The sequence below is a fragment of the Streptomyces collinus Tu 365 genome, from assembly GCF_000444875.1.
GTDB classification, from domain to species: Bacteria; Actinomycetota; Actinomycetes; order Streptomycetales; family Streptomycetaceae; genus Streptomyces; species Streptomyces collinus_A.
In genome coordinates this window covers 5,408,114-5,431,830 of sequence record NC_021985.1, presented here as the reverse complement: position 1 = coordinate 5,431,830, position 23,717 = coordinate 5,408,114, and the positions used below count along the sequence as shown (strand labels likewise).

The following is a 23,717-nucleotide window of genomic DNA, read 5'->3' as shown; positions in this document are numbered from 1 at the left end:
GCACAGACGTTCACGGCCGCACAGCAGTTCGGCACGGAGTGCCTGGGCCGTCCCGTCGGACGGGCCCGGTCGCTACGGTGGCGCCATGACCGCGCTACCCGACTGGATGCGCCCTCCGCGCGAGGAAGGCTGGTTCGCGGAGGACCTGGACCGCCTTCCCGAGGCGCCCCGCCATACCGAGCTGATCGACGGAGCTCTCGTCTTCATGATGTCGCCCCAGCGGGCCTGGCACGGCCGCCTGGTCACCGCCCTCACCACCGAACTCATGGCCGTCGCGCCCGCCGGTCTCGAGGTCGAGCGGGAGATGACGATCCGTTTGGACGACCGCAACCGCCCGGAGCCGGCTCTGCTCGTCACGACGGCCCCCTACGACCCCGACCGCACCTGCTTCAGGCCGGAAGAGGTCCGGCTCGTCGTCGAGGTCGCCTCACCCGAGTCCGCACACCGGGACCGCACGGTCAAGCTCCGCAAGTACGCGGAAGCCGGCATCCCGCGAACCGACTGGCGCCTACGCCCCCGCCGGCATCTTCCGGGGCGCCCTGCGACGGCCGGTGCCCTTCGAGATCGACCTCGACCTCGGCAGGCTCGTCCCGCCGCGCAGCAGCGGCTTAACCCCGCCCACTCATCCAGCACATCCAGCATGCGCGTCCGCCGCGAAGGCAGGCCGCCCACCGAAGACATTGTGTACACATGGAACACTCGGTACGCTTGAGCACGTGACGCAGCCACTGCCCATAGAGTCCATTCGCGACGTGCGAGCACACCTGGCGGAGGTCGTGGAGCGCGCAGACCGCGACGATGTACCCACGGTGATCACACGCCGAGGCAAGGAAGTCGCGGCCGTCGTCTCCATTGAGGTTCTGCGCAAGTATCAGGAGTGGGAAGAGCGCGAGATCAATCGGATCATCGACGAGCGCATGGCCAACCCCGCACCCGGCATCCCGATCGAGGACATCATGAGGGAGACGCTGGCGCGCGGTGAGTGAGTACCGAACCGTCTTCCGCCCCGAGGCGCAGGCCGAGCTTCGGAAGATCCCCCGCGACATGGCGCTGCGCATCCTGGCCAAGCTGACCGTGTTGGAGACCGACCCTCTCGGCTTCAACACCACCGCACTCGTGTCACAGCCCGAACGACGCCGTCTTCGCGTCGGCGACTACCGCGTCGTCTACACGATCGACAACGGCGAGCTGGTGGTCTGGGTCGCACGGTGACGACGAAGGGGTCGGACTCGTCAGAGTCCGACCCCTTCTGAGCTGCACACTTGACGAATCACATCACGTGCAGTAAGAGTGTGATTACACGTTGAAGCGGAACTCCACCACGTCGCCGTCCTGCATCACGTAGTCCTTGCCCTCCATGCGGGCCTTGCCCTTGGCGCGGGCCTCGGTGACCGAGCCGGTCTCGACGAGGTCGCCGAAGGAGATGACCTCGGCCTTGATGAAGCCCTTCTGGAAGTCGGTGTGGATCACACCGGCCGCCTCGGGGGCCGTGGCGCCCTTCTTGATCGTCCAGGCGCGGGACTCCTTGGGGCCCGCCGTCAGGTAGGTCTGCAGGCCCAGGGTGTCGAAGCCGACGCGGGCCAGCGTGGCGAGGCCCGGCTCGTGCTGCCCGACGGACTCCAGCAGCTCCAGGGCCTCCTCCTCGTCCAGCTCGGCGAGGTCCTGCTCCAGCTTGGCGTTGAGGAAGATCGCCTCGGCCGGGGCGACCAGGGCGCGCTGCTCGTTCTTGAAGTCCTCGTCGACCAGCTCGTCCTCGTCGACGTTGAAGACGTAGAGGAAGGGCTTGGTGGTGAGCAGGTGCAGGTCGTGCAGCAGCTCGTTGCGCTCGGTGCCCTGGACGATGCCGTGCGCGAAGAGCGTGTCGCCCTTCTCCAGGATCTCCTTGGCCTCCTCGACGGCCTTGACCTTGGGCGCGATGTCCTTCTTGATGCGCGACTCCTTCTGGAGGCGCGGCAGGACCTTCTCGATGGTCTGGAGGTCGGCGAGGATCAGCTCGGTGTTGATCGTCTCGATGTCGTCCTTCGGCGAGACCTTGCCGTCGACGTGGACGACGTTCTCGTCCTTGAAGGCCCGGATGACCTGGCAGATCGCGTCGGACTCACGGATGTTCGCGAGGAACTTGTTGCCCAGGCCCTCGCCCTCGGACGCGCCGCGCACGATGCCGGCGATGTCCACGAAGTCCACCGTGGCCGGGAGGATGCGCTCGGAGCTGAAGATCGACGCCAGCTTGGCCAGCCGGCCGTCGGGGACGCCGACCACGCCGACGTTCGGCTCGATCGTGGCGAACGGGTAGTTGGCCGCCAGCACGTCGTTCTTGGTCAGGGCGTTGAACAGGGTCGACTTGCCGACATTCGGCAGGCCGACGATTCCGATCGTGAGCGACACGTTGCGACTTCCCGTAGATGAGTGGGCCAGGGGCTGCCAGGGGCCAGAGACACTGGCCGATCCACCAGTCTACGGCGTCCGCGGCGACCGGCTCCCGGGAGCGTCGAACGGCCGGCCGAGCCGCGTTCACCGGCGTGTCTGAGGGCCGATTCGACACATAAACAGACCTAAGTTGGCCCAATGGAGCAACACAGGAGGCGACCCCCGCACGACGCACGGCGACGCCGCGACCGGTCGGCGTCGCTGCCGGCGCAGGCCCGGTGGCGGGCGGGCGAGGGCAGGTACACCAGAGACGCCGGCGGCAGCGCGCGGCCGGTGCCCGGCACCCGGCCCGCCCCCGGGGACGGAGTGCCGGGGCCCCGGCTGACCGGGCTCGGCGGCGGGCTGTTCTGCGCGGCCGCGATGCTGCTGCTCGGCTTCGTGGACCAGCTCCTGTTCGGCGCGTCCCTGACGCTGTACGGCGTGCTGTTCCTGCCGGTGTGCGTGCTGACCGCCCTGTGGGTGCGCGGCGGCGACCTGCTCACCGCACCCGTCGTCGTGCCGATCGCCTTCCTGGCGGGCCTCTTCCCCGTCGCCGACGGCCGGGGCGGCCTGAGCGGACGGATGATGGGGCTGGTGACCGGGCTCGCCACCCAGGCGGGCTGGCTCTACGGGGGGACGCTGGTCGCGGGGGTGATCGTGCTCGGGCGCCGGGTGCGGTGGGTCCGCGCCCGGCGCCGCACCTGAACCGGGGGGCCGCTAGCCGTGGCGGGTCTGTGCCGCCCGCATCGCCGCTCCGACGATCCCGGCGTTGTTCTGGAGCTGGGCCGGGACGATCTCGGCCCGGACGCCGTCGACGAGGTGGAGGAACTTGTCCGCCTTGCGGCTGACCCCGCCGCCGACGATGAACAGCTCGGGCGAGAAGAGCATCTCGACGTGGGCGAGGTACTTCTGGACCCGGCGGGCCCAGCGCTCCCAGCTCAGGTCGTGGTCCTCCTTGGCCTTGCTGGAGGCGCGCTTCTCGGCGTCGTGCCCCTCCAGCTCCAGGTGGCCCAGCTCCGTGTTGGGCACCAGGACGCCGTCCACGAAGACGGCGCTGCCGATGCCGGTGCCGAAGGTGAGCAGGACGACCGTGCCCCGGCGGCCGCGCCCGGCGCCGAACTCCATCTCGGCGACGCCCGCCGCGTCCGCGTCGTTGACCACGGTCACCGGCAGGCCGCCCAGCCGGCCGCTGAACAGGGCCCCCGCGTCGGTGTCGATCCAGCTCTTGTCGACGTTGGCCGCCGTACGGACCGTGGAGCCGCCGGTGACCACGCCGGGGAAGGTCAGGCCCACCGGGCCCGACCAGCCGAAATGGTCCACGACCTGCTTCACGCCGTCGGCCACGCCGTCGGGCGTCGCCGGGTGCGGGGTGAGCACCTTGCACCGCTCCTGGGCCAGGTCGCCCTTGTCCAGGTCCACAGGGGCGCCCTTGATCCCGGATCCACCGATGTCCACGCCGAAGATCTGCATGGCCCCACGTTACGACGGACGACTGACGGTCACTACGGCCCGGCGGAGCCCGGGCGCCCGCGGGTCACCCGGCGGCGGTGTCCCGGGCGCCCGAACCGCCGCGCTCGGCGACCAGGGCGGTGGCCTCGTCGCGCAGGTCGCGGCGGAGCTCCTTGGGCAGCGAGAAGGTGATGGACTCCGCGGCCGCCTTGACGATCTCGACGTCGCCGTAGCCGCGCTCGGTGAGCCACTCCAGGACCTGCTCGACCAGGACCTCGGGGACGGAGGCGCCGGAGGTGACACCGACCGTGGTGACGCCCTCCAGCCATGCCTCGTCGATCTCGTCGGCGAAGTCCACCAGGTAGGCCGCGCGGGCACCGGCGAGCTTGGCGACCTCGACCAGCCGCTTGGAGTTGGAGGAGTTGCGCGAGCCGACCACGATGACCAGCTCGGCCTCGGCGCCCATCTGCTTCACGGCGAGCTGGCGGTTCTGGGTGGCGTAGCAGATGTCGTCGCTGGGCGGCGAGACGAGACCGGGGAACTTCGTCTTCAGGGCGTCGACGGTCTCCATGGTCTCGTCCACGGAGAGGGTGGTCTGGGACAGCCAGACGACCTTCGAGGGGTCGCGCACCTCGACCTTGGCGACGTCCTCGGGGCCGTCCACGAGCTGGATGTGGTCGGGGGCCTCGCCGGAGGTGCCGATGACCTCCTCGTGGCCCTCGTGCCCGATCAGCAGGATGTCGTAGTCGTCGTTGGCGTACCGGACGGCTTCCTTGTGGACCTTGGTGACCAGCGGGCAGGTGGCGTCGATGGTGGCGAGCCGGCCCTGGCGGGCCTCCTCGTGCACCACGGGCGCGACGCCGTGCGCGGAGAACATCACGATGTTCCCCGGCGGCACCTCCTCCGTCCGCTCGACGAAGACGGCGCCCTTCTTCTCCAGGGTCTGCACGACGTACTTGTTGTGGACGATCTCGTGCCGGACGTAGATCGGGGCCCCGTACTGCTCCAGGGCCTTCTCGACGGCGATCACGGCGCGGTCCACACCGGCGCAGTAGCCCCGGGGGGCGGCGAGCAGGACACGGCGGCCAGACGAAGCGGTCATGCCACCCATCGTAAGGGTGCGTGCGCGGCCTCCGGATCGCGTGCCCCCCGCGCGGGTGGGGCGACCGGTGCGCGGGTCCGGCACCGGCACGCGGGCGCTCCGGGCCGACGAGCGGCACCGGCTGCGCCGCGGCCCCGCTTCCGGGACCGGGTGGTCCACGCGCTGCCGTGCATCGCGCCCGTGGCGCCGGTGGGCGTGTACGGCGCCCTGGACGCCCGGTCGCACGGCACGGTGGCCCCGGTGTACGCCGTCGCCCCCGGGTCCTCGCGGGGCCGCGGTGGGGGTGGACCGGGGGTGGACGGCGTACACCGTCCGTGGCCGTCACGACCGCGCTGGACCTGTGGGGCGTGCGGGGGCCGGTCGGCTGGCGGCGGAACTGCTGATGCCGGTGGCGGGCGCGGTGGTCACGGCGGCGGTGGTGGTGGCGGCGTCCGGGCCGCGCGGCCGGCGCGGGCGGTGGCCGGCCGCCGGGCCGCTGGTGCCGGTGGGACGGCGCGGGCGCCCGGCCCCGTCCGACGGCTGAGGACGGCGGCGTTTGTCGGTACCGCCCACTACGCTCGCGGCATGGCTGTGAACACGTCGCCCGACACACCGCTGCCCGTCGGTGAGGTCTCCCGGATGATCGGGGGCTGGATCGACCGGCTCGGCGCGGTGTGGGTCGAGGGGCAGATCACGCAGTTGTCGCGGCGGCCGGGCGCGGGGGTGGTGTTCCTGACCCTGCGGGACCCGTCGCACGACATCTCCGTCGGCGTGACCTGCTACCGCCAGGTGTTCGACGCCGTCGCCGACGTCGTCGGCGAGGGTGCCCGGGTCGTGGTGCTGGCGAAACCGGAGTGGTACGCGCCGCGCGGGCAGCTCTCCCTGCGGGCCGCGGAGATACGGCCGGTGGGTGTCGGTGAGCTGCTGGCCCGCCTGGAGCAGCTCAAGAAGGCGCTGGCGGCCGAGGGGCTGTTCGCGCCGGAGCGCAAGAAGCCGCTGCCGTTCCTGCCGCAGCTCATCGGGCTGGTGTGCGGCCGTGCCTCCGCGGCCGAGCGTGACGTGCTGGAGAACGCCCGGCACCGCTGGCCCGCCGTCCGCTTCGAGGTGCGCAACGTGGCCGTGCAGGGCGTGCACGCCGTCCCGCAGGTGGTCCAGGCCGTCAAGGAGCTGGACGCACGGGAGGACGTGGACGTCATCGTCGTCGCCCGGGGCGGCGGCAGCGTGGAGGACCTGCTGCCCTTCTCCGACGAGCAGCTCGTGCGGGCCGTGGCCGAGTGCCGTACGCCGGTGGTCTCGGCCATCGGGCACGAGCCGGACAACCCGCTGCTCGATCATGTCGCCGACCTGCGCGCCTCCACGCCGACCGACGCGGCCAAGAAGGTGGTGCCGGACGTCGGCGAGGAGCTCGAGCGGGTGCGGATGCTCCGGGACCGGGCCCGGCGGTGTGTGCACGCGGCCGTGGAGCGGGAGGAGCGGGGTCTGGCGCACGCGCTGGCGCGGCCGTCCATGGAGGACCCGCACCGGATGCTCGACGAGCGCGCGGACCACGTGGCGTCCCTGCTGGACCGTGGCCGGCGCACCCTGGGGCACCTGCTGGACCGCGCCGACTCGGAGCTGACGCACACGCACGCGCGCGTGGTGGCCCTGTCGCCCGCCGCCACGCTGCGGCGCGGCTACGCGGTGCTCCAGCGGGCGGACGGGCACGTGGTGCGCGACCCGGCCGGGGTGGCGGCCGGCGAGACGCTGCGCGCGCGGGTCGCCGAGGGCGAGTTCACTGTCCGTGTCGATACCGTCGACGACGTCGATGTCTAGGGTGGGACGAATGACCAGCAAGGTGGATGAGGCGCTCTCGTACGAGCAGGCGCGGGACGAGCTGATCGAGGTCGTGCGGCGCCTCGAGGCCGGCGGTACGACGCTGGAGGAGTCCCTGGCGCTGTGGGAGCGCGGCGAGGAGCTCGCCAAGGTGTGCCGGCGGTGGCTGGAGGGTGCCCGGGCCCGCCTCGACGCGGCTCTCGCCGAGGAGGAGTCCGGCGAGAAGGGGGAGTGAGCACGGGAGCGGGAGCGGGGAGTGCGCCGCCACGGAAGGGCATTTGTTGAAGGTTGAACATCTTTCCCGTAAGGTCGTCGCCGTAAGCCGGTCCGGCGCTGCCCGGACCCACCGTGCGTACGAGGAAGTCCCCGCATGTCTCTCGTTCTTGACCCCACCGCCCAGGACCTGCTGTTCCGCGAGGCCCGCACCGCGAACACCTTCACCGACGAGCCGGTGACCGACGAGCAGGTCCAGGCGATCTACGACCTGGTCAAGTACGGCCCGACCGCCTTCAACCAGTCGCCGCTGCGCATCACCCTGGTCCGCTCCCCCGAGGCCCGCGAGCGCCTGGTGCGGCACATGGCCGAGGGCAACCGGCCCAAGACCGCCACCGCCCCGCTGGTCGCGATCCTCTCCGCGGACAACGAGTTCCACGAGGAGCTGCCCACCCTGCTCCCGCACTTCCCGGCCGCCAAGGACCTCTTCTTCTCCGAGCGCCCGGTCCGGGAGAGCGCCGCCGGCATGAACGCCGCCCTCCAGGCCGCGTACTTCATCATCGGCGTCCGCGCCGCCGGCCTCGCCGCGGGCCCCATGACCGGTCTCGACTTCGCCGGCGTCCAGAAGGAGTTCCTGGACGACGACCACACCCCGCTGATGGTCGTCAACATCGGCCGCCCGGGCCCGGACGCCTGGCACCCGCGCTCCCCGCGCCTGGCCTACGACGACGTCGTCACGACCGTCTGAGCCGCCCCACGCACGTGAAGAGGCCCCCGGCATCGCCGGGGGCCTCTTCACGTCGTCCGCGGGCGTCAGCCCGTCTTCAGCGCGGCCGCCATCTGCGTCAGCCGGTCGAAGGAGGCGGTCCCCGCCACCACCGTCGTGGAACCCTTGGTGCCCTCCAGCACCAGCGCGTCGTACCGGCCGCCGGTGTAGCGCGTCCAGGTGCGGCCGCCGATCCGCTCGGTCCGCCCGGTGCCCGAGCCGCCCTGGCTGGCCTGGTCGATGAAGTCGGACCGCTTCTGAGCGGACTGCTCGACCTGCACGTACTGCCCCTCGGGATCCTGGAAGCCCAGGTGCCAGCGGTCGGACTCCTCGCCCTGGAAGCGTACGGAGGTCGCCTTCCAGGTACTCGGCAGACCTTCCGGTGCCACCACCGGATAACTCGCGGCACGCCGTGCCGTGAGCAGCTCGACCCGGTAGTCGACCCGCTTGATGTCGGGAGCGTGATCGTCGTGCGGGACGAGGAGATAGATGAACCCCGCCGCCAACCCGATGAGGGCCAGGGAAAGGATCATGTCCCGGACCGTCTTCTGCCTGCCGTTCGAACCTGCCACGCCCTCTATGGTCGCAGGTGCACGGAGCGCTCATCCGTGGGGTCCCCTGCTCATTTTGCCTGCCCAGCGATAGAGTCGGCCTCAACACCCTCATCCGGCCGTCGTCGTATCAGAAAGGTGCGCTCCGATGACCGAGCATCATCACTTGCCGTCCGAGCTTGACGTCCCCTCCGAGGCCCCCGATCGCAACCTCGCTCTGGAACTCGTCCGGGTGACCGAAGCCGCGGCGATGGCCGCGGGCCGCTGGGTCGGCCGCGGCGACAAGAACGGCGCCGACGGCGCCGCCGTGCGCGCCATGCGGACCCTCGTCTCCACCGTCTCGATGAACGGCGTCGTCGTCATCGGCGAGGGCGAGAAGGACGAGGCCCCGATGCTCTTCAACGGAGAGCAGGTGGGCGACGGCACCGGTCCCGAGGTGGACATCGCCGTCGACCCGATCGACGGCACCACCCTGACCGCCAAGGGCATGCCCAACGCCATCGCCGTCCTGGCCGCCGCCGAGCGCGGCGCCATGTTCGACCCGTCCGCCGTGTTCTACATGGACAAGCTGGTCACCGGCCCCGAGGCCGCGGACTTCGTCGACATCAACGCCCCGGTGTCGGTCAACATCCGCCGGGTCGCCAAGGCCAAGCGCCGCACGCCCGAGGACGTCACGGTCGTCATCCTCGACCGCCCCCGCCACGAGGGCATCATCAAGGAGATCCGGGAGACCGGCGCCCGCATCAAACTGATCTCCGACGGCGACGTCGCCGGCTCCATCCTGGCGCTGCGCGAGGGCACCGGCATCGACCTGCTGCTCGGCGTCGGCGGCACCCCCGAGGGCATCATCTCGGCCTGCGCGGTCAAGTGCCTCGGCGGCACCATCCAGGGCAAGCTCTGGCCGAAGGACGAGGAGGAGCGCGCCCGCGCCGTCGACGCCGGTCACGACCTGGACAAGGTCCTGACCACGGAGGACCTGGTCACCGGCGAGAACGTGTTCTTCGTCGCCACCGGCATCACGGACGGCGAGCTGATGCGCGGGGTCCGCTACCGGTCCGAGACCGCCACCACCGACTCGATCGTGATGCGCTCGAAGTCCGGCACGGTACGGCGGATCGACTCCGAGCACCGCCTGAGCAAGCTGCGGGCCTACAGCGCGATCGACTTCGACCGGGCCAAGTAGCGCCCCGGACCCGGACCCGACCCCGGGCCGGGCCCGGCAGGACCGAGGGGCGCCCTCCGTGCGGGGAGGGCGCCCCTCGTCGTGTTCAGCCGGCTATGCGGTTCGCCGTCGCCCGCGCCGCCTTCTTCAGCTCCACCTCGCGCCTGCGCCGCCGCGCCAGGACCACCCGGCGCTCCGCCGCCGTCAGACCGCCCCAGACCCCGTAGGGCTCGGGCTGCAGCAGGGCGTGCTCGCGGCACTCCACCATCACGGGGCAGCGCGCGCACACGCGCTTGGCCGCCTCCTCGCGCGACAGCCGGGCCGCCGTCGGTTCCTTCGACGGAGCGAAGAACAGGCCGGCCTCGTCACGCCGGCACACCGCCTCGGTGTGCCAGGGCGCGTCTTGGTCACGGCCGCGCGCTGGCACCCGCTGGGCCGGAACGGCAGCGACCTGCAGGGACGAATGCGGCGGTTGCAGCACGGTCTACTCCTGACGACGGCTTCGCGAGTGAGCGACGATGCAGCAAGGCCTACCCGCTGTGCGCGCGCCTATGCACTGCGTTCCCAACCGCAGGCGCGCGGCGGCTTGTTCACGCCCCCGCTCGCTCGCGACCGCCGGGCGCGGCCCGCACGGCCACCGGCCGATTCGCGACCGTCAACGTCCCAGGTGTTTGCGCAGCTTCCGGTCGACCTTGTCCTGGACCCGGTCGAGGATGTCCGCCACCCGCGTGCCGCGCCGGGGACGCGCCTCGACGTTGCCCAGCACGGCCCACCCGTCGACGTAGACCACCGGCGCGTCGGACTCGACCGAGTCCAGCGTGTCCACCTCGAAGTTGCCCAGCACCCCGCCGCCGGTGCCGCGCAGCGACACGTTCTCCGGGACCCGGATCTGCACGTCCCCGAAGACCGAGACCGCCTTGATCACCACCTGCTGGTACTCGAAGATCGCCTCGCTGAGGTCGATCTCGACGCTGCCGAACACCGCGTAGGCGTGCAGCCGGCGCCCCGCGCGCCAGCGGCCCCGGCGCGAGGCCGCGCTGAGCACGGCCACCACGTTCGCGTCGGCCTCGGCCGGGACGGCGCCGGGCGTGGGCCGGGGCGGCACCGGGGTGTACGCGGGGGCGGCGGCCCGCTGGTGGGCCGCGGGCAGGTCGCGGATGAAGACCTCCAGCTCGCCGACCGTCTTGGCGTGCAGCACCGCCTCGATCCGCTCGGCGTGCTCGTCGGCGGTCAGCCGGCCCTCGGCCAGGGCCTCGCGGAGGATGTCGGCGACGCGGTCGCGGTCGGCGTCGGAGGCGCGCAGCTCGGCGAGACGCGGTGCCGTGTCCTGGGCTGGGGCGTGCTTGTGAAGGTCCACGACGGCAGCTTACCGAAACGCGATAGATCGCGACTAGGGGTCCGGCCGACCCGCGTGTCCCCACCACGCGTTTCCGCCACGCACCGCCGCCCCGGCCCGCGCCCCGGCCCACCCCTTCCCGCCCCCGGTTCCCGATGCGTCCGGAACTGAGCCTTACCTCACAGGTTCCGCGCCGACGGCAGGTTCTAGGCTGGTGAGGCCCGCCGACGTCGACGGGCAGCCGTCCGTCAGAGTGAGGAATGGGCTGAGATGCCTGAGTTCGCGTACACCGATCTGCTTCCCCAGGGCGAGGACACCACCCCGTACCGGCTGGTGACCTCGGAGGGCGTGTCCACCGTCGAGGGACCGGACGGCCGGACGTTCCTCAAGGTGGAGCCGGAGGCGCTGCGCAAGCTGGCCGAAGAGGCGATCCACGACATCCAGCACTACCTGCGGCCCGCCCACCTCGCCCAGCTCCGCCGGATCATCGACGACCCGGAGGCGTCGCCCAACGACAAGTTCGTCGCGCTCGACCTGCTGAAGAACGCGAACATCGCGGCCGCCGGCGTGCTCCCCATGTGCCAGGACACCGGCACCGCCATCGTCATGGGCAAGCGCGGCCAGAACGTGCTGACCGAGGGCGGCGACGAGGCGGCGCTGAGCCGCGGCATCTACGACGCGTACCTGAACCTCAACCTGCGCTACTCGCAGATGGCTCCGCTCACCATGTGGGAGGAGAAGAACACCGGCTCCAACCTGCCGGCCCAGATCGAGCTGTACGCCACCGACGGCGGCGCCTACAAGTTCCTGTTCATGGCCAAGGGCGGCGGCTCGGCCAACAAGTCCTTCCTGTACCAGGAGACGAAGGCCGTCCTGAACGAGGCCTCCATGATGAAGTTCCTGGAGGAGAAGATCCGTTCGCTCGGCACGGCCGCCTGCCCGCCGTACCACCTGGCGATCGTCGTCGGCGGCACGAGCGCCGAGTTCGCGCTGAAGACCGCGAAGTACGCCTCCGCCCACTACCTGGACGAGATCCCGGCCGAGGGCTCGGAGCTCGGCCACGGCTTCCGGGACAAGGAGCTGGAGGAGAAGGTCTTCGAGCTGACCCAGAAGATCGGCATCGGCGCCCAGTTCGGCGGCAAGTACTTCTGCCACGACGTGCGCGTGGTCCGCCTGCCCCGGCACGGCGCCTCCTGCCCGGTCGCCATCGCCGTCTCCTGCTCGGCCGACCGCCAGGCCGTCGCGAAGATCACGGCCGAGGGCGTCTTCCTGGAGCAGCTGGAGAAGGACCCGGCGCGGTTCCTGCCGGAGACCACGGACGAGCACCTGGACGAGTCGTCCGACGTGGTGAGGATCGACCTGAACCAGCCGATGGACACGATCCTGGCCGAGCTGACGAAGTACCCGGTCAAGACCCGCCTGTCGCTGACCGGCCCGCTGGTCGTGGCCCGCGACATCGCGCACGCCAAGATCAAGGAGCGGCTGGACGCGGGCGAGGAGATGCCGCAGTACCTGAAGGACCACCCGGTGTACTACGCGGGCCCGGCGAAGACCCCCGAGGGCTACGCCTCCGGCTCCTTCGGCCCGACGACGGCCGGCCGCATGGACTCCTACGTGGAGCAGTTCCAGGCGGCGGGCGGCTCCAAGGTGATGCTCGCCAAGGGCAACCGCTCCAAGCAGGTCACCGACGCGTGCGACGCGCACGGCGGCTTCTACCTCGGCTCCATCGGCGGCCCGGCCGCCCGCCTCGCCCAGGACTGCATCAAGAAGGTCGAGGTCGTCGAGTACGAGGAGCTCGGCATGGAGGCGGTCTGGAAGATCGAGGTCGAGGACTTCCCGGCGTTCATCGTCGTGGACGACAAGGGAAACGACTTCTTCAGCCCTGAGGGGCTCTCTCAGCCGACGTTCACGAGCATCCCGGTGCGCCAGGCGTGACCTGAGCCTCTGAGCGCTTCCCTCGCCCCTGCCGGTCCGACCGACAGGGGCGAGCTCCGTTTTCGACGGTGGCTACTTCCGCTTGTAAGCCCTCTGACGAGGGAGAATGTATTCCGCTTCCCGCTCCACCCGCCGGTACCCCTCGGGAGCGTGCAGACCGACCGCTTCGGGGATCTCTGCCACTTCGGGCATCTTCACAACCACCCTGCGGTTACCGTCCTCCGTCGGGCCGACGTGGACCGTGATCCCGTGACGCCGCAGGAAGACTCGCTTCTGCTCGTCATCCTTCGCGGCCCATTCCTCGGCGTTGGTGCGCCCCGTGGTGATCCACCCGGGGGCGTCCTCGGCGGCCTTGATCTCTGCCCGCAGTCTCTCGACCTTCGCGGACTGGAACTCGTGCTGCCCCCAGTACCGCTCGACCTGGACATCCGTCTTGAAGCGGCCGGCCAGGTAGTCGGCTTCCAAGCGGTCGAGGACCTCTTCGGCCTCAGCGAGTTCTACCTTGGTCTGGGAGATCGCGTTCCCCACGCGTTCCATGACGGGCAACGGGCCGAGTACGGTCTCCACGAAGACGCCCACTGCTTGGTCCAGGTCGTCCCTGCGGATGCGTCCAGGCTTGTCGCATGTTCCCGTGTTGACCGCGTTGCACCCGTAGTAATGGTGCACTCGGCCGTCCGGCTTCGTTTTCTTGTTGGACGACATGCGAGAGCCGCATTCCAGGCACACGGCGACACCCCCGAGCATCGAGCGCGACGGTGTGGCCCGCCGAACAGGTCGGTCGCTCTTGAGCGATGCGACCAAACCCGCCCACTCGGCATAATCCATGAGTGGCTGGTCCGTGATGCTGACATGCTCGCCGTTCTCGTCGACGACGTTCTCACCCTTGTACGTGTAGATCCCGGCCACCGTCGGGTTCATGACGACGACTCGCACGGCGTTGCTCGTCCACTCGATACCCCGCGGCTTCTCGCCCTTCACGATGCGCAGGTGGTCCCTCCAGGTCGGCACACCCCGCTTGTTCAGATCGACCGCGATCTTGTAGCTCGACCAGTCGCCCTTCAGACGTTCGACGATCTCCTGGAACAGAGCCCCGTAGTCGGGGTCTTGGGCGAGCTTCTTCCCGCCGCACTCCTGCCGCTCGAAGCGGTACCCGAACGGCTCGACTCCTCCGATCCACACTCCCTTTGCCTTGCGAGCCCGAGAGCCCGAGAGCGCACGCGCCCGGATGGTGTCCAGCTCGCCCTCGGCGAAGGCAGCGATGATCTGCGCGAACATCTTGCCCATGGGGGTGCCCATGTCGATCCCCTCGGTCACGGACACGATGGTCTTTCCGCGCTTCTGGCACCACTCGAGGACCTCGGCGAAGTGGCCGGCCTTTCGGCTGAGCCGGTCCAGCTTCCATACCGCCAGCACATCCCAGTCGTCCGCCCGCTCCAAGAACCACGGCCCGAGACCGGGCCGCTTGAAGGGGTGCAGGGCACCGGACACGTCCAGGTCCTCCGCGAAGCCGACCATACGTCCGTCGACAGCCGGCCCTGAGGCCCAGTGCTCGACAGCGTGCCTCTGTTTCTCGGGACTGGTGGTGTCGTCCTTGAGGATCGAGAGCCGGACGGTGCCCAGAACCCTCGGGTGCTTGATCATGCCTGCAGGGTACGAATGATTCCCGCGCGCTGAATAAGTCGATTGAATCTTTTCGAAACCTCACTTCTCGAACGACCTTCACGTCGATCCCGGTCCGCGCCCCGAATGGAACAGACCGGGACCAGGGCCCTCGTCCATGACCGAAGCCGACCGTCTGCGTGCGGTCCGTGCCGCCTACGACACCGTCGCCGTCGCCTACGAGAAGCTCGTGCGGGCACCGGGTGGCGGCCCGGTCGCCGACCTCGGGTGCGGTCCTGGGCGCGTCACACCTGCACGCGCTCGGGGTGGACGTGTTCGGCGTCGACCTCTCCCCCGAGATAATCGCGGTGGCCCGCCGGACGCACCCGGGTCTCCGGTTCGGCGTGGGGTCGATGACCGCCCTCGGCCTGGAGAGCGGGACGCTCGGCGGGATCGTCGCCTGGTACTCGACCGTGCACACCCCGCCGGAGTCGTTGCCGACCGTATTCGCCGAGTGCCGCCGGGTGCTGGCCGCGGGCGGTCACCTGCTCCTCGCCTTCAAGGCCGGGGAACGGCACCGGCACCTGGAGCGGGCGTACGGTCACGAGGGGCTCGCTCGACGTCTACTGGACGCCCCCCCCCGAGCTGGTCGCGGGACTGATGGGCGAGGCCACCCTCGTCGCGGACGCGCGGCTGGTCCGCGAGCCCGACGCGCACGAGCGGCCGCGGCAGGGCCGGCAGGCGTTCTTCCTCGCCCACCGCCCCGAAGCGTCCTGAACGGCCGTCGAGCCGTCGTAAGGCACCGCCGAGCCACCCTGAGCGGCCGTCGAGCGGCCCGGAGGCACCGCCGCGCCACCCCAGGGGCCGTCGAACCGCCCCGAAGCGCCGTCGAGGTGACTGCACGTCAGGACTTCCCACCGTCCGACTCGCGCGTCCGCCTGTCGTGGGAACAGCCGGGGCCTCGGCGATGCTGTCCTTCAGGGAGGTGTCGCAGATGACAGACGACCAGACCGGCGCCGGGTACCGGATCGAGCACGACTCCATGGGTGAGGTGCGGGTGCCCGCCCATGCCAAGTGGCGGGCGCAGACGCAGCGTGCCGTCGAGAACTTCCCGGTGTCCGGGCAGCGGCTGGAGCGGGCCCACATCGAGGCCCTGGCCCGGATCAAGGCGGCCGCCGCGAAGGTGAACGCCGAGCTGGGCGTGCTGGACAAGGACGTCGCCGAGGCGATCCAGGAGGCGGCCGGGGAGGTCGCCGAGGGCAGGTGGGACGAGCACTTCCCGGTGGACGTGTTCCAGACCGGGTCCGGGACCTCGTCCAACATGAACACCAACGAGGTCGTCGCGACCCTCGCCGGTGAGCGGCTCGGCCGTGACGTGCACCCCAACGACCACGTCAACGCCTCCCAGTCGTCCAACGACGTCTTCCCCTCGTCCATCCACATCGCCGCGACCGCCGCCGTCACCCACGACCTGATCCCGGCGCTGGAGCACCTCGCCGCCGCCCTCGGCCGCAAGGCGGAGGAGTTCGCGGACGTGGTGAAGTCCGGGCGGACGCACCTGATGGACGCCACCCCGGTGACGCTGGGGCAGGAGTTCGGCGGGTACGCGGCCCAGGTGCGGCACGGCGTGGAGCGGCTGCGCGCCTCGCTGCCCCGGCTGGCCGAGCTGCCGCTGGGCGGGACGGCCGTGGGAACCGGGATCAACACGCCGCCCGGGTTCTCGGCCGCGGTGATCCGGGAGGTCGCGCGGACGACCGGGCTGCCGCTCACCGAGGCCAGGGACCACTTCGAGGCCCAGGGTGCCCGGGACGGCATCGTGGAGACCAGCGGGCAGCTCAGGACCATCGCGGTGGGCCTGACGAAGATCGCCAACGACCTGCGGTGGATGGCGTCCGGGCCGCGCACCGGGCTGGCCGAGATCCGGCTGCCCGATCTGCAGCCGGGCTCGTCCATCATGCCGGGCAAGGTCAACCCGGTGATCCCCGAGGCGGTGCTCATGGTGGCCGCCCAGGTGATCGGCAACGACGCCACCATCGCCACCGCCGGCGCCTCCGGGAACTTCGAGCTGAACGTCATGCTCCCGGTCATCGCCAAGAACGTGCTGGAGTCCGTCCGGCTGCTCGCGTCCGTCTCCCGGCTGCTGGCGGACCGGACCGTCGACGGCATCACCGCCGACCGCGAACGGGCCCGTGAGTACGCCGAGTCGTCGCCCTCGGTGGTGACGCCGCTGAACAAGTACATCGGCTACGAGGAGGCCGCGAAGGTCGCCAAGAAGTCGCTGGCCGAGCGCAGGACGATCCGTGACGTGGTTCTGGAGGGCGGGTACGTGGAGCGCGGCGACCTCACCCTGGAGCAGCTCGACGAGGCGCTGGACGTCCTGCGGATGACCCGCCCGTGACGGCGGCCCGGGCGCGGTTCGTGACGGGTGCCGCAGCGTCGTGTGCGTACGGCACCTAATATCTGTCCATGGCGGACGACGGAGCGACGAGACGAGCGGTGCCGGCCCCGGCACCGGAACCGGGACCCCCGGCGTACTGGGCCCCCGGGACGCGGATCCTGTGGCGGTACCGGGAGAACGCCTCGGCGCGCTTCCACATCGCCCGTCCCGTCACCGTCGTACGGGACGACGCGGAACTGCTCGCGGTGTGGATGGCGCCGGGCACCGAGTGCGTGAAGCCGGTGCTGGCCGACGGCAGGGCCGTGCACCTGGAGCCGCTGGAGACCCGCTACACCGCGCCGCGCACGGTGCAGCGGGACCGGTGGTTCGGCACGGGGGTGCTGAAACTGGCCAGACCGGGCCGGCCCTGGTCGGTGTGGTTGTTCTGGGACCCGGGCTGGCGGTTCAGGAACTGGTACGTCAACCTTGAGCAGCCGTTGTCCCGTTGGGAGGGTGGTGTGGACTCCGAGGACTACTTCCTGGACATCGCGGTCGAGCCGGACCGCGGTTGGCGCTGGCTGGACGAGGACGAGTTCGCGCAGGCCCGGCGGGACGGGCTGATGGACGAGCGGACCGCCGGGCGGGTGCGGGCGGCGGGCCGGGACGCGGTGGAGGTGATCGAGGCGTGGGGCGCACCGTTCGCGGACGGCTGGGAGGACTGGCGCCCGGACCCCTCCTGGGGAGTACCGTCACTCCCCGAGGACTGGGACCGTACACCCGCGCAGGTGTCCTCATGAGACCCTTGATGCGCCCCCGGTCCACAACCGTAGGATCGTCCTCCGCAAGGGCGCTTCCAAGCAACTCCCGGAGCATCTGCCGGGTCTGACCGTACGTCACCGAGGGGCGGCAGGACGTGAGCGAGGGGTACGAGGGCAACACCACCGCGGGACCGCACGGGACCGCCGGTGGCACAGGCACGACCTCTGACCGCGCGGGAATTCCGTTCCTGGGGCACGTATTCCGGGTATCGGCATTTCGGCGGGACCATCTGCGCGCCCGGCGCGCAGCCCCGGACGGACGGATTCGACACGCGTGACGGAGCAGCCCACCTCCTCCTACGAGCGCCCTCAGCCGGGCGCGGACCCCGCGGAAGCCCGCGGGGCGCTGCTGCGTGCCCCGGCATCGCTCGGCAACCCGGCCTTACCCGCCCAGGCGGCCCGCGCGGACGGCACACCCGCCGGTCCGGGGACGAGCGCCCCCTGCGGCAAGGGGAACAAGGGGAAGGAGCCCCCAGTCAACGGCCCGGAGCACTCCCAGCCCGCCACCGCCGAGACGATGGGCACGGCTCCCGCGCGCGCGAGTTCGAGCGTGGGGGAACACCGTCCTCGTCCCGTGCCGGAGGCCATCCCGGCGCAGCCCGCCTCCGAGCAGGAGCGGACGCCGGGCGGTCAGGAACGCCGTACCGGGCGGGGTCTGCCGCCCGGGCGGCCGATGCCGATGCGGCGCGACGGGGACCGGCTCAGGTTCGTGGGCGCGGCCACCCGGCGGATCGCCCGCGGCATAGACCTGGACGAGATCGTGATGGGTCTGTGCCGGGCCACGGTGCCGACGTTCTCGGACGCGATCCTGGTCTATCTGCGCGACCCGCTGCCGGTGGGTGACGAGCGGCCCACCGGTCCGGTGGTGCTGCGGCTGCGCCGGACCGACCGGATACCGGACGAGCGGGACACCGAGGGCCTGTCGCTGCCCCCGTTCCCGGAGCCGGAGCCGGACTCCTCGGGGCTGTCGGAGCTGTCGTCGCTGACGACGGAGCTGTGCGAGGTGCGGCCGGGCGGTGCGCTGAACGAGGTGCTGCGCGGGGTGCGGCCGGTGTTCGCCGACGCGCCCGCGGCGCGGGCCGCGCTGCCCGAGCTGCTCGGTGAGGGCGGCGAGGCGGTGGTGCCGGGCGGGCAGCACGCGATCCTCGCGCCGCTGCGCGGCCGGCGCCGGGTGATCGGCGCGGCGCTGTTCCTGCGCCGTCCGGAGCGGCTCGCGTTCGAGGCGGACGACCTGCTGGTGGCCGCCCAGCTCGCCACGCACAGCGCGCTCGGCATCGACAAGGCGGTGCTGTACGGCCGGGAGGCCTACATCGCCGACGAGCTGCAGCGCACGATGCTGCCCGAGACCCTGCCCCGGCCGACCGGTGTACGGCTGGCCTCGCGTTATCTGCCGGCGGCGGAGACCGCGCGGGTGGGCGGCGACTGGTACGACGCGATCCCGCTGCCCGGCAGCCGGGTCGCGCTGGTGGTCGGTGACGTCATGGGGCACTCCATGACGTCGGCGGCGATCATGGGCCAGTTGCGTACGACGGCCCAGACGCTCGCCGGCCTCGACCTGCCGCCGCAGGAGGTGCTGCACCACCTCGACGAGCAGGCGCAGCGGCTGGGCACCGACCGTATGGCGACCTGTCTGTACGCGGTGTACGACCCGGTCACGCACCGCATCACGATCGCCAACGCGGGTCATCCGCCGCCGGTCCTGCTGCATCTGGGCGGCCGGGCCGAGGTGCTGCGGGTGCCGCCGGGTGCGCCGATCGGGGTGGGCGGGGTCGACTTCGAGGCGGTGGAGCTGGACGCGCCGGCCGGGGCGACGCTGCTGCTGTACACCGACGGTCTGGTGGAGTCCCGGCTGCGGGACGTGTGGACCGGGATAGAGCAGCTGCGCGAACGGCTGGCGGCCACGGCGCAGTTGACCGGCCCGGATCACCCGCCGCCGCTGGAGGCGCTGTGCGACGAGGTGCTGGACATGCTCGGCCCGGGTGACCGGGACGACGACATCGCGCTGCTCGCGGCCCGTTTCCACGGGATCGCGCCGAGCGATGTGGCGTACTGGACCCTGGAGCCGGAGGTGTCGGCTCCGGGGCAGGCCCGTCGGCTGGCGCGGCGCGCGCTGGCCCGCTGGGGCATGGAGGAGCTGACGGACTCGGTGGAGTTGCTGGTCAGTGAGGTGGTGACGAACGCCGTGCGGTACACGTCGCGGCCGGTCACGCTCCGGCTGCTGCGGACCGATGTGTTGCGCTGCGAGGTCGGTGACGACGTGCCGCAGCTGCCGCGGCTGCGGCAGGCGCGGGCCACGGACGAGGGCGGCCGCGGGCTGTACCTGGTCAACCGGCTGGCGCGGCGCTGGGGTGCGACCCGGCTGAGCACCGGCAAGGTGGTCTGGTTCGAGCTGAACCGGGGCTGAGCGCGCGGGAGGGGCCGCCCGGGGGTTTCCCTCGGGCGGCCCCTCTCGTGTGTGGCCTACTGGCGGCCGAGGTTGTCCGTGTTGCCGGGATTGAGCGGGTCCTGGGTGACGCCGTCCGTCGGCTGCCCGGTGGTCGGGGATGGCGAGGTCGGGGTCTGGCTGGGTGTCTGCGTCGGGGTCCGGGTCGGCGTCCGGGACGGTGTGCCGGACGGGGACGCGGACGTGGACGTCGGCGGCTTGCTGCTCGGGGTGTCCGAGGGGCTCTGGGACGGTGTCCGGCTGAGCGTCGGGGTGTCGGTCGGCTCGACCGCGGCGCCCTGGGTGGTGTCCAGGTCGAACCTGGCCCGCTCGGTGACGCCGAAGGTGTACTCGGCCCAGATCCGGGCCGGGTAGCTGCCGCCGTTGACGCGGCCGGGGTAGGGCAGCAGGCCGGTGGCGCCCATCATGCTCACGTGGGACCTGGTCTTGCCGTCCTCGCCGAACAGGCCGACGGAGGTGACCAGGTCGGGGGTGTAGCCGGTGAACCAGGCGGACTTGTTCTCGTCGGAGGTGCCGGTCTTGCCGGCCACCTGCTGGCCGTTGCGCAGCGGGTTGGCCGCGACGGAGGTCTTGGCCGTGCCGTCGTCGACCACGCCGGTCAGTACGGAGGTCACCGTGTCGGCGGCGGTCCGGCTGATCACCTGGTCGCCGATCGGGTCGGGCATGTGGACCGAGCGGTCCTTCTGCTCGGCCGTCTTCACGATGGACGGGGTGACCTTGTGGCCGTGGTTGTCGAACGTGGCGTAGATCCCGGCCATCTCCAGCGGGCTGGCGCCCATCGAGCCGAGTGTCTGGGCGGGCACCGCCTGCATGCCCTCGGTGTCCATGCCGAGCTGCTTGGCGGTGTCCATGACCTTGGTCATGCCGACGTCGACGCCCATCTGCGCGAAGACGGAGTTGACGGACTCGTCCATGGCCCGCTGGACGGTGATGGGGCCGTAGTCGACGTGGTCCTCGTTGGGCGGGGCGAAGCCGACCTTGCTGCCGTGGTCGAGGACCTGGCGGCCGCTGGTGCCGTCGTAGAGGGTGCCGGCGTTGATCGGCTTGCCGGTCTGCGTGGTGGCGTTGTGCTCCAGCGCGGCGGCGAGGATGACCGGCTTGAACGTGGAGGCGGGCTGGTAGTCGCGGCGGGTGGCGTTGTTGAAGTAGTGCTTGAAGTAGTCCTGGCCGCCGTAGAGGGCGACGACACGGCCCGTCTTGGGGTCGACGGACACGGCGCCGGCCTGGACGTTGCCGTCGACCTTGCGCTTCTTCGGGTTCAGCTTGCTGGTGAGCTGTGACTTGACCGCCTGCTCCAGCGCCTTCTGCCGCTTCTTGTCGATGTTCAGGGTGATGGTCCAGCCGCGGTCCACCACGGCGGACTCCGCCTGGGAGCGGGACATGCCCTCGTCGCTCATCAGCTGCTGTTCGAGCTGCTGGTTGGCGAGCTGGACCAGGTAGCCCTTCTGGCCCTCCTCACCGGGCGTCCCCTTGGGGTCCTCGGGGATGGCGTCCTTGAACTGCATGTTCTGGCGCTCGGTGGGGTCCAGCCACTTCTGCTTGACCATGTTGTCCAGGACGTAGTTCCAGCGTTCCTGCACCAGGCGTTTGCCCACGGGTCCGGCGACGGCCCAGTCGTACTGGCTGGGTGCCTGGAGCAGGGCGGCGAGGTAGGCGCCCTGCTGGACGCTGAGCTTGCTCGCGTCGGTGCGGTAGTAGGCCTGCGCGGCGGCCTGGATGCCGTAGGCGTTGCGGCCGTAGTAGCTGGTGTTGATGTAGCCCGCGAGGATCTGCTCCTTGGTCAGGCGGCGGTCCACCTTCAGGGAGATGACCATCTCCTTGAGCTTGCGGGTGACCGTCTGGTCCTGGTTCAGGTAGTAGTTCTTCACGTACTGCTGGGTGATGGTCGAGCCGCCCTGGGTGCCGTGGCCGCTGACCGTGTTGAACAGGCCGCGGGCCAGGCCCCTCACGTCGATCCCGGAGTCGTGGTAGAAGGTCTTGTTCTCCGCCGCGACGAAGGTGTGCTGGACGGGCTTGGGCACCTTGGCGAGGTCGACGCTCTCGCGGTTGACCGTGCCGACGCGGGCCAGGACGGAGCCGTCGCTGTACTTGTAGATGTTGCTCTGCTGGCGGGCGGCGGCGTTGCCCTTGGGCACGTCGACGAGCATGTACAGGACGACGAAGCCGCCGATGCCGAGCAGGCACAGTCCGAGGAACGTGCCGAGCATCTTCTTCCAGGTGAACAGCCTGCGTATGCGGCCCTTGGCGGGCTTGGCGCCGGCCGCGGGCGCCGCGGCTGCGGACGGGGAACGCCTGGGTGCCGCGCGGTGGCCTCCGCGCTGCCGCGCTCGTCTCTCTTCCGCTCGTCCCATGGGTCCCTACGCTCCGCTTCCGTCGTGAGGTCAGCTCCGAAAGCTAACACCCGTCTATATGACAAAGGGCGTCCGATCCGCTCTTTTACGGACGTGACAATCAGCACCCGACCCCAAGGGAACCGACGGCTGGGGAGGGTTCGGGGTTGCTTGACAAGCGAAAGTGATATCACTTAGCTAGAAGCACGATAGATGTTCCGAGAACGGGGGGACCCACCATGTCCGCACACGACGCGTCCGCGACCGCCGACGTACCCGAGATGCCCGCACCCCGCGTGCGGGAGTTCCCGGCGCACAGCATCGGCGGCGGGCTCGCCCTGCTGCTCGGCCTGCTGGGGCTCGGCGTCGCCGCCGCCCTGTTCGCCGCCGGCGCCGCGGCCGGCTCCGGGGGTGCCGAGGGCGGGTTCGTCGCGGGCGGCTTCCTGGTCTTCCTCGCCGCGGTGATCGCGATGCGCGGCCTGAACACGGTCGCCCCCGGCGAGGCCCGGGTGGTCCAGCTGTTCGGCCGCTACCGGGGCACGATCCGGCAGGACGGCCTGCGCTGGGTGAACCCCTTCACCTCGCGCACCCGCGTCTCCACCCGCGTGCGCAACCACGAGACCGCGGTACTGAAGGTCAACGACGCCTACGGCAACCCGATCGAGCTGGCCGCGGTCGTGGTGTGGAAGGTCCAGGACACCGCGCAGGCCACCTTCGAGGTGGACGACTTCGCCGAGTTCGTCGCCACCCAGACCGAGACGGCGGTCCGGCACATCGCCATCGAGTACCCCTACGACGCCCACGAGGAGGACGGCCTCTCGCTGCGCGGCAACGCCGAGGAGATCACCGAGAAGCTGGCCGTGGAGCTCCAGGCGCGCGTGGAGGCGGCCGGGGTGAGTGTCATCGAGTCGCGGTTCACCCATCTCGCGTACGCTCCCGAGATCGCCTCGGCGATGCTCCAGCGCCAGCAGGCCGGCGCCGTCGTCGCGGCCCGGCGGCAGATCGTGGACGGCGCGGTCGGCATGGTGGAGGCCGCGCTCACCCGGATCGCGGAGCGCGACATCGTGGAGCTGGACGACGAACGGAAGGCGGCGATGGTGTCCAACCTGATGGTGGTGCTGTGCGGCGACCGGGCCCCGCAGCCCGTGCTGAACACCGGAACGCTCTACCAGTGACGACTCCCCCCGAGGGCCCGGCCGAGGGCACGCCCGCGGACCCGGCCCGGCGGCGCCGGCCCCAGCAGCGCAAGCAGGTGCTGCTGAGGCTCGACCCGCAGGTGTACGAGGCCCTGGCGCGCTGGGCCGGGGACGAGCTGCGGTCGGCCAACGCCCAGATCGAGTTCCTGCTGCGCAAGGCGCTGGCCGACGCGGGGCGGCTGCCGAAGGACACCGGCCCGCTGCCGCGGCGGGGCCGGCCGCCTGTCGCAGAACCGTGACAAT

General features: G+C 71.0%; 22 protein-coding genes and 2 pseudogenes. 16 read left to right on the top strand and 8 right to left on the bottom strand.

The window, feature by feature from the left end:
• Positions 1-85: 85 nt before the first annotated feature.
• The 3 genes and pseudogenes from B446_RS23790 to B446_RS23780 all read left to right on the top strand — a co-directional run.
• Positions 86-599, top strand: a pseudogene (locus tag B446_RS23790) (Uma2 family endonuclease); the annotation flags it as partial.
• A gap of 117 nt (positions 600-716) precedes the next feature.
• On the top strand, positions 717-986 hold the full coding sequence (locus tag B446_RS23785; RefSeq protein WP_019434848.1) for a type II toxin-antitoxin system Phd/YefM family antitoxin: 270 nt from the start codon (positions 717-719) through the stop codon (positions 984-986).
• Positions 979-1,212, top strand: a complete 234-nt coding sequence (locus tag B446_RS23780) for a type II toxin-antitoxin system RelE family toxin (RefSeq protein ID WP_020941979.1) — start codon at positions 979-981, stop codon at positions 1,210-1,212. The genes B446_RS23785 and B446_RS23780 overlap by 8 nt, the downstream gene beginning before the upstream one ends.
• A gap of 84 nt (positions 1,213-1,296) precedes the next feature.
• Here B446_RS23780 and ychF read toward each other — a convergent pair whose 3' ends face one another.
• A complete protein-coding gene (ychF, locus tag B446_RS23775; protein WP_020941978.1) occupies positions 1,297-2,385 on the bottom strand; it encodes a redox-regulated ATPase YchF in 1,089 nt (362 codons plus the stop codon).
• 180 nt (positions 2,386-2,565) lie between these two features.
• Here ychF and B446_RS23770 point away from each other — a divergent pair, with 180 nt between their 5' ends.
• Positions 2,566-3,111, top strand: a complete 546-nt coding sequence (locus B446_RS23770; protein ID WP_193384489.1) for a DUF6542 domain-containing protein — start codon at positions 2,566-2,568, stop codon at positions 3,109-3,111.
• Positions 3,112-3,123: 12 nt separating this feature from the next.
• Here the strand turns inward: B446_RS23770 and ppgK are convergent, their stop codons facing one another.
• Positions 3,124-3,876 carry a polyphosphate--glucose phosphotransferase gene (gene ppgK / locus B446_RS23765; protein WP_020941976.1) on the bottom strand — a complete coding sequence of 251 codons (753 nt, stop codon included), beginning with the start codon at positions 3,874-3,876 and terminating at the stop codon, positions 3,124-3,126.
• A gap of 64 nt (positions 3,877-3,940) precedes the next feature.
• Positions 3,941-4,966 carry a 4-hydroxy-3-methylbut-2-enyl diphosphate reductase gene (locus B446_RS23760; protein ID WP_106960598.1) on the bottom strand — a complete coding sequence of 342 codons (1,026 nt, stop codon included), beginning with the start codon at positions 4,964-4,966 and terminating at the stop codon, positions 3,941-3,943.
• A 331-nt stretch (positions 4,967-5,297) separates the two neighbouring features.
• Here B446_RS23760 and B446_RS23755 point away from each other — a divergent pair, with 331 nt between their 5' ends.
• From B446_RS23755 to B446_RS23740, 4 genes are all read left to right on the top strand, one after another.
• Complete coding sequence (locus B446_RS23755) at positions 5,298-5,480, top strand: hypothetical protein (RefSeq protein ID WP_020941974.1); 183 nt, start codon at positions 5,298-5,300, stop codon at positions 5,478-5,480.
• 41 nt (positions 5,481-5,521) lie between these two features.
• A complete protein-coding gene (gene xseA, locus B446_RS23750; protein ID WP_043476344.1) occupies positions 5,522-6,748 on the top strand; it encodes an exodeoxyribonuclease VII large subunit in 1,227 nt (408 codons plus the stop codon).
• A gap of 10 nt (positions 6,749-6,758) precedes the next feature.
• Positions 6,759-6,983 carry an exodeoxyribonuclease VII small subunit gene (locus B446_RS23745; RefSeq protein ID WP_020941972.1) on the top strand — a complete coding sequence of 75 codons (225 nt, stop codon included), beginning with the start codon at positions 6,759-6,761 and terminating at the stop codon, positions 6,981-6,983.
• Positions 6,984-7,118: 135 nt separating this feature from the next.
• Positions 7,119-7,709 carry a malonic semialdehyde reductase gene (locus tag B446_RS23740; protein WP_020941971.1) on the top strand — a complete coding sequence of 197 codons (591 nt, stop codon included), beginning with the start codon at positions 7,119-7,121 and terminating at the stop codon, positions 7,707-7,709.
• A 65-nt stretch (positions 7,710-7,774) separates the two neighbouring features.
• On the opposite strand, the gene B446_RS23735 is transcribed toward B446_RS23740, so the two are convergent.
• Entirely contained in the window at positions 7,775-8,299 is a 525-nt protein-coding gene (locus B446_RS23735) for a DUF4245 domain-containing protein (protein WP_043476341.1), read from the bottom strand.
• 127 nt (positions 8,300-8,426) lie between these two features.
• Between B446_RS23735 and glpX the strand changes: the two genes are divergently transcribed.
• Positions 8,427-9,461 (top strand): class II fructose-bisphosphatase, encoded by a 1,035-nt coding sequence (gene glpX, locus B446_RS23730; protein ID WP_020941969.1) that lies wholly within the window; start codon positions 8,427-8,429, stop codon positions 9,459-9,461.
• Between the two features lie 85 nt (positions 9,462-9,546).
• Here the strand turns inward: glpX and B446_RS23725 are convergent, their stop codons facing one another.
• Both B446_RS23725 and B446_RS23720 read right to left on the bottom strand, forming a co-directional pair.
• Positions 9,547-9,921, bottom strand: a complete 375-nt coding sequence (locus tag B446_RS23725) for a WhiB family transcriptional regulator (RefSeq protein WP_020941968.1) — start codon at positions 9,919-9,921, stop codon at positions 9,547-9,549.
• Positions 9,922-10,095: 174 nt separating this feature from the next.
• Complete coding sequence (locus B446_RS23720) at positions 10,096-10,797, bottom strand: DUF1707 SHOCT-like domain-containing protein (RefSeq protein ID WP_020941967.1); 702 nt, start codon at positions 10,795-10,797, stop codon at positions 10,096-10,098.
• A 249-nt stretch (positions 10,798-11,046) separates the two neighbouring features.
• Between B446_RS23720 and B446_RS23715 the strand changes: the two genes are divergently transcribed.
• Complete coding sequence (locus tag B446_RS23715; protein WP_020941966.1) at positions 11,047-12,711, top strand: fumarate hydratase; 1,665 nt, start codon at positions 11,047-11,049, stop codon at positions 12,709-12,711.
• A gap of 72 nt (positions 12,712-12,783) precedes the next feature.
• Here the strand turns inward: B446_RS23715 and B446_RS23710 are convergent, their stop codons facing one another.
• On the bottom strand, positions 12,784-14,352 hold the full coding sequence (locus B446_RS23710) for a recombinase family protein (protein WP_020941965.1): 1,569 nt from the start codon (positions 14,350-14,352) through the stop codon (positions 12,784-12,786).
• A 136-nt stretch (positions 14,353-14,488) separates the two neighbouring features.
• Here B446_RS23710 and B446_RS23705 point away from each other — a divergent pair.
• The 4 genes and pseudogenes from B446_RS23705 to B446_RS23690 all read left to right on the top strand — a co-directional run bounded on the left by B446_RS23705 (position 14,489) and on the right by B446_RS23690 (position 19,909).
• Positions 14,489-15,087: pseudogene (locus B446_RS23705) on the top strand (class I SAM-dependent methyltransferase).
• A 217-nt stretch (positions 15,088-15,304) separates the two neighbouring features.
• Positions 15,305-16,708, top strand: coding sequence for a class II fumarate hydratase (locus B446_RS23700; protein ID WP_020941963.1), 1,404 nt, complete (start codon positions 15,305-15,307; stop codon positions 16,706-16,708).
• A 68-nt stretch (positions 16,709-16,776) separates the two neighbouring features.
• The gene (locus tag B446_RS23695; RefSeq protein WP_052352178.1) at positions 16,777-17,484 is read left to right on the top strand and encodes a DUF402 domain-containing protein; all 708 of its coding nucleotides are present in this window, start codon (positions 16,777-16,779) and stop codon (positions 17,482-17,484) included.
• A 295-nt stretch (positions 17,485-17,779) separates the two neighbouring features.
• Entirely contained in the window at positions 17,780-19,909 is a 2,130-nt protein-coding gene (locus B446_RS23690) for an ATP-binding SpoIIE family protein phosphatase (protein WP_043476339.1), read from the top strand.
• Positions 19,910-19,965: 56 nt separating this feature from the next.
• Here the strand turns inward: B446_RS23690 and B446_RS23685 are convergent, their stop codons facing one another.
• Positions 19,966-22,155: a transglycosylase domain-containing protein gene (locus B446_RS23685; RefSeq protein ID WP_020941960.1), complete on the bottom strand. Its 2,190-nt coding sequence runs from the start codon at positions 22,153-22,155 to the stop codon at positions 19,966-19,968.
• A gap of 362 nt (positions 22,156-22,517) precedes the next feature.
• Here B446_RS23685 and B446_RS23680 point away from each other — a divergent pair, with 362 nt between their 5' ends.
• Complete coding sequence (locus B446_RS23680; RefSeq protein ID WP_020941959.1) at positions 22,518-23,453, top strand: SPFH domain-containing protein; 936 nt, start codon at positions 22,518-22,520, stop codon at positions 23,451-23,453.
• The gene (locus B446_RS23675; RefSeq protein ID WP_020941958.1) at positions 23,450-23,713 is read left to right on the top strand and encodes a hypothetical protein; all 264 of its coding nucleotides are present in this window, start codon (positions 23,450-23,452) and stop codon (positions 23,711-23,713) included. Before B446_RS23680 ends, B446_RS23675 begins: the two co-directional genes overlap by 4 nt.
• Positions 23,714-23,717 lie beyond the last annotated feature (4 nt).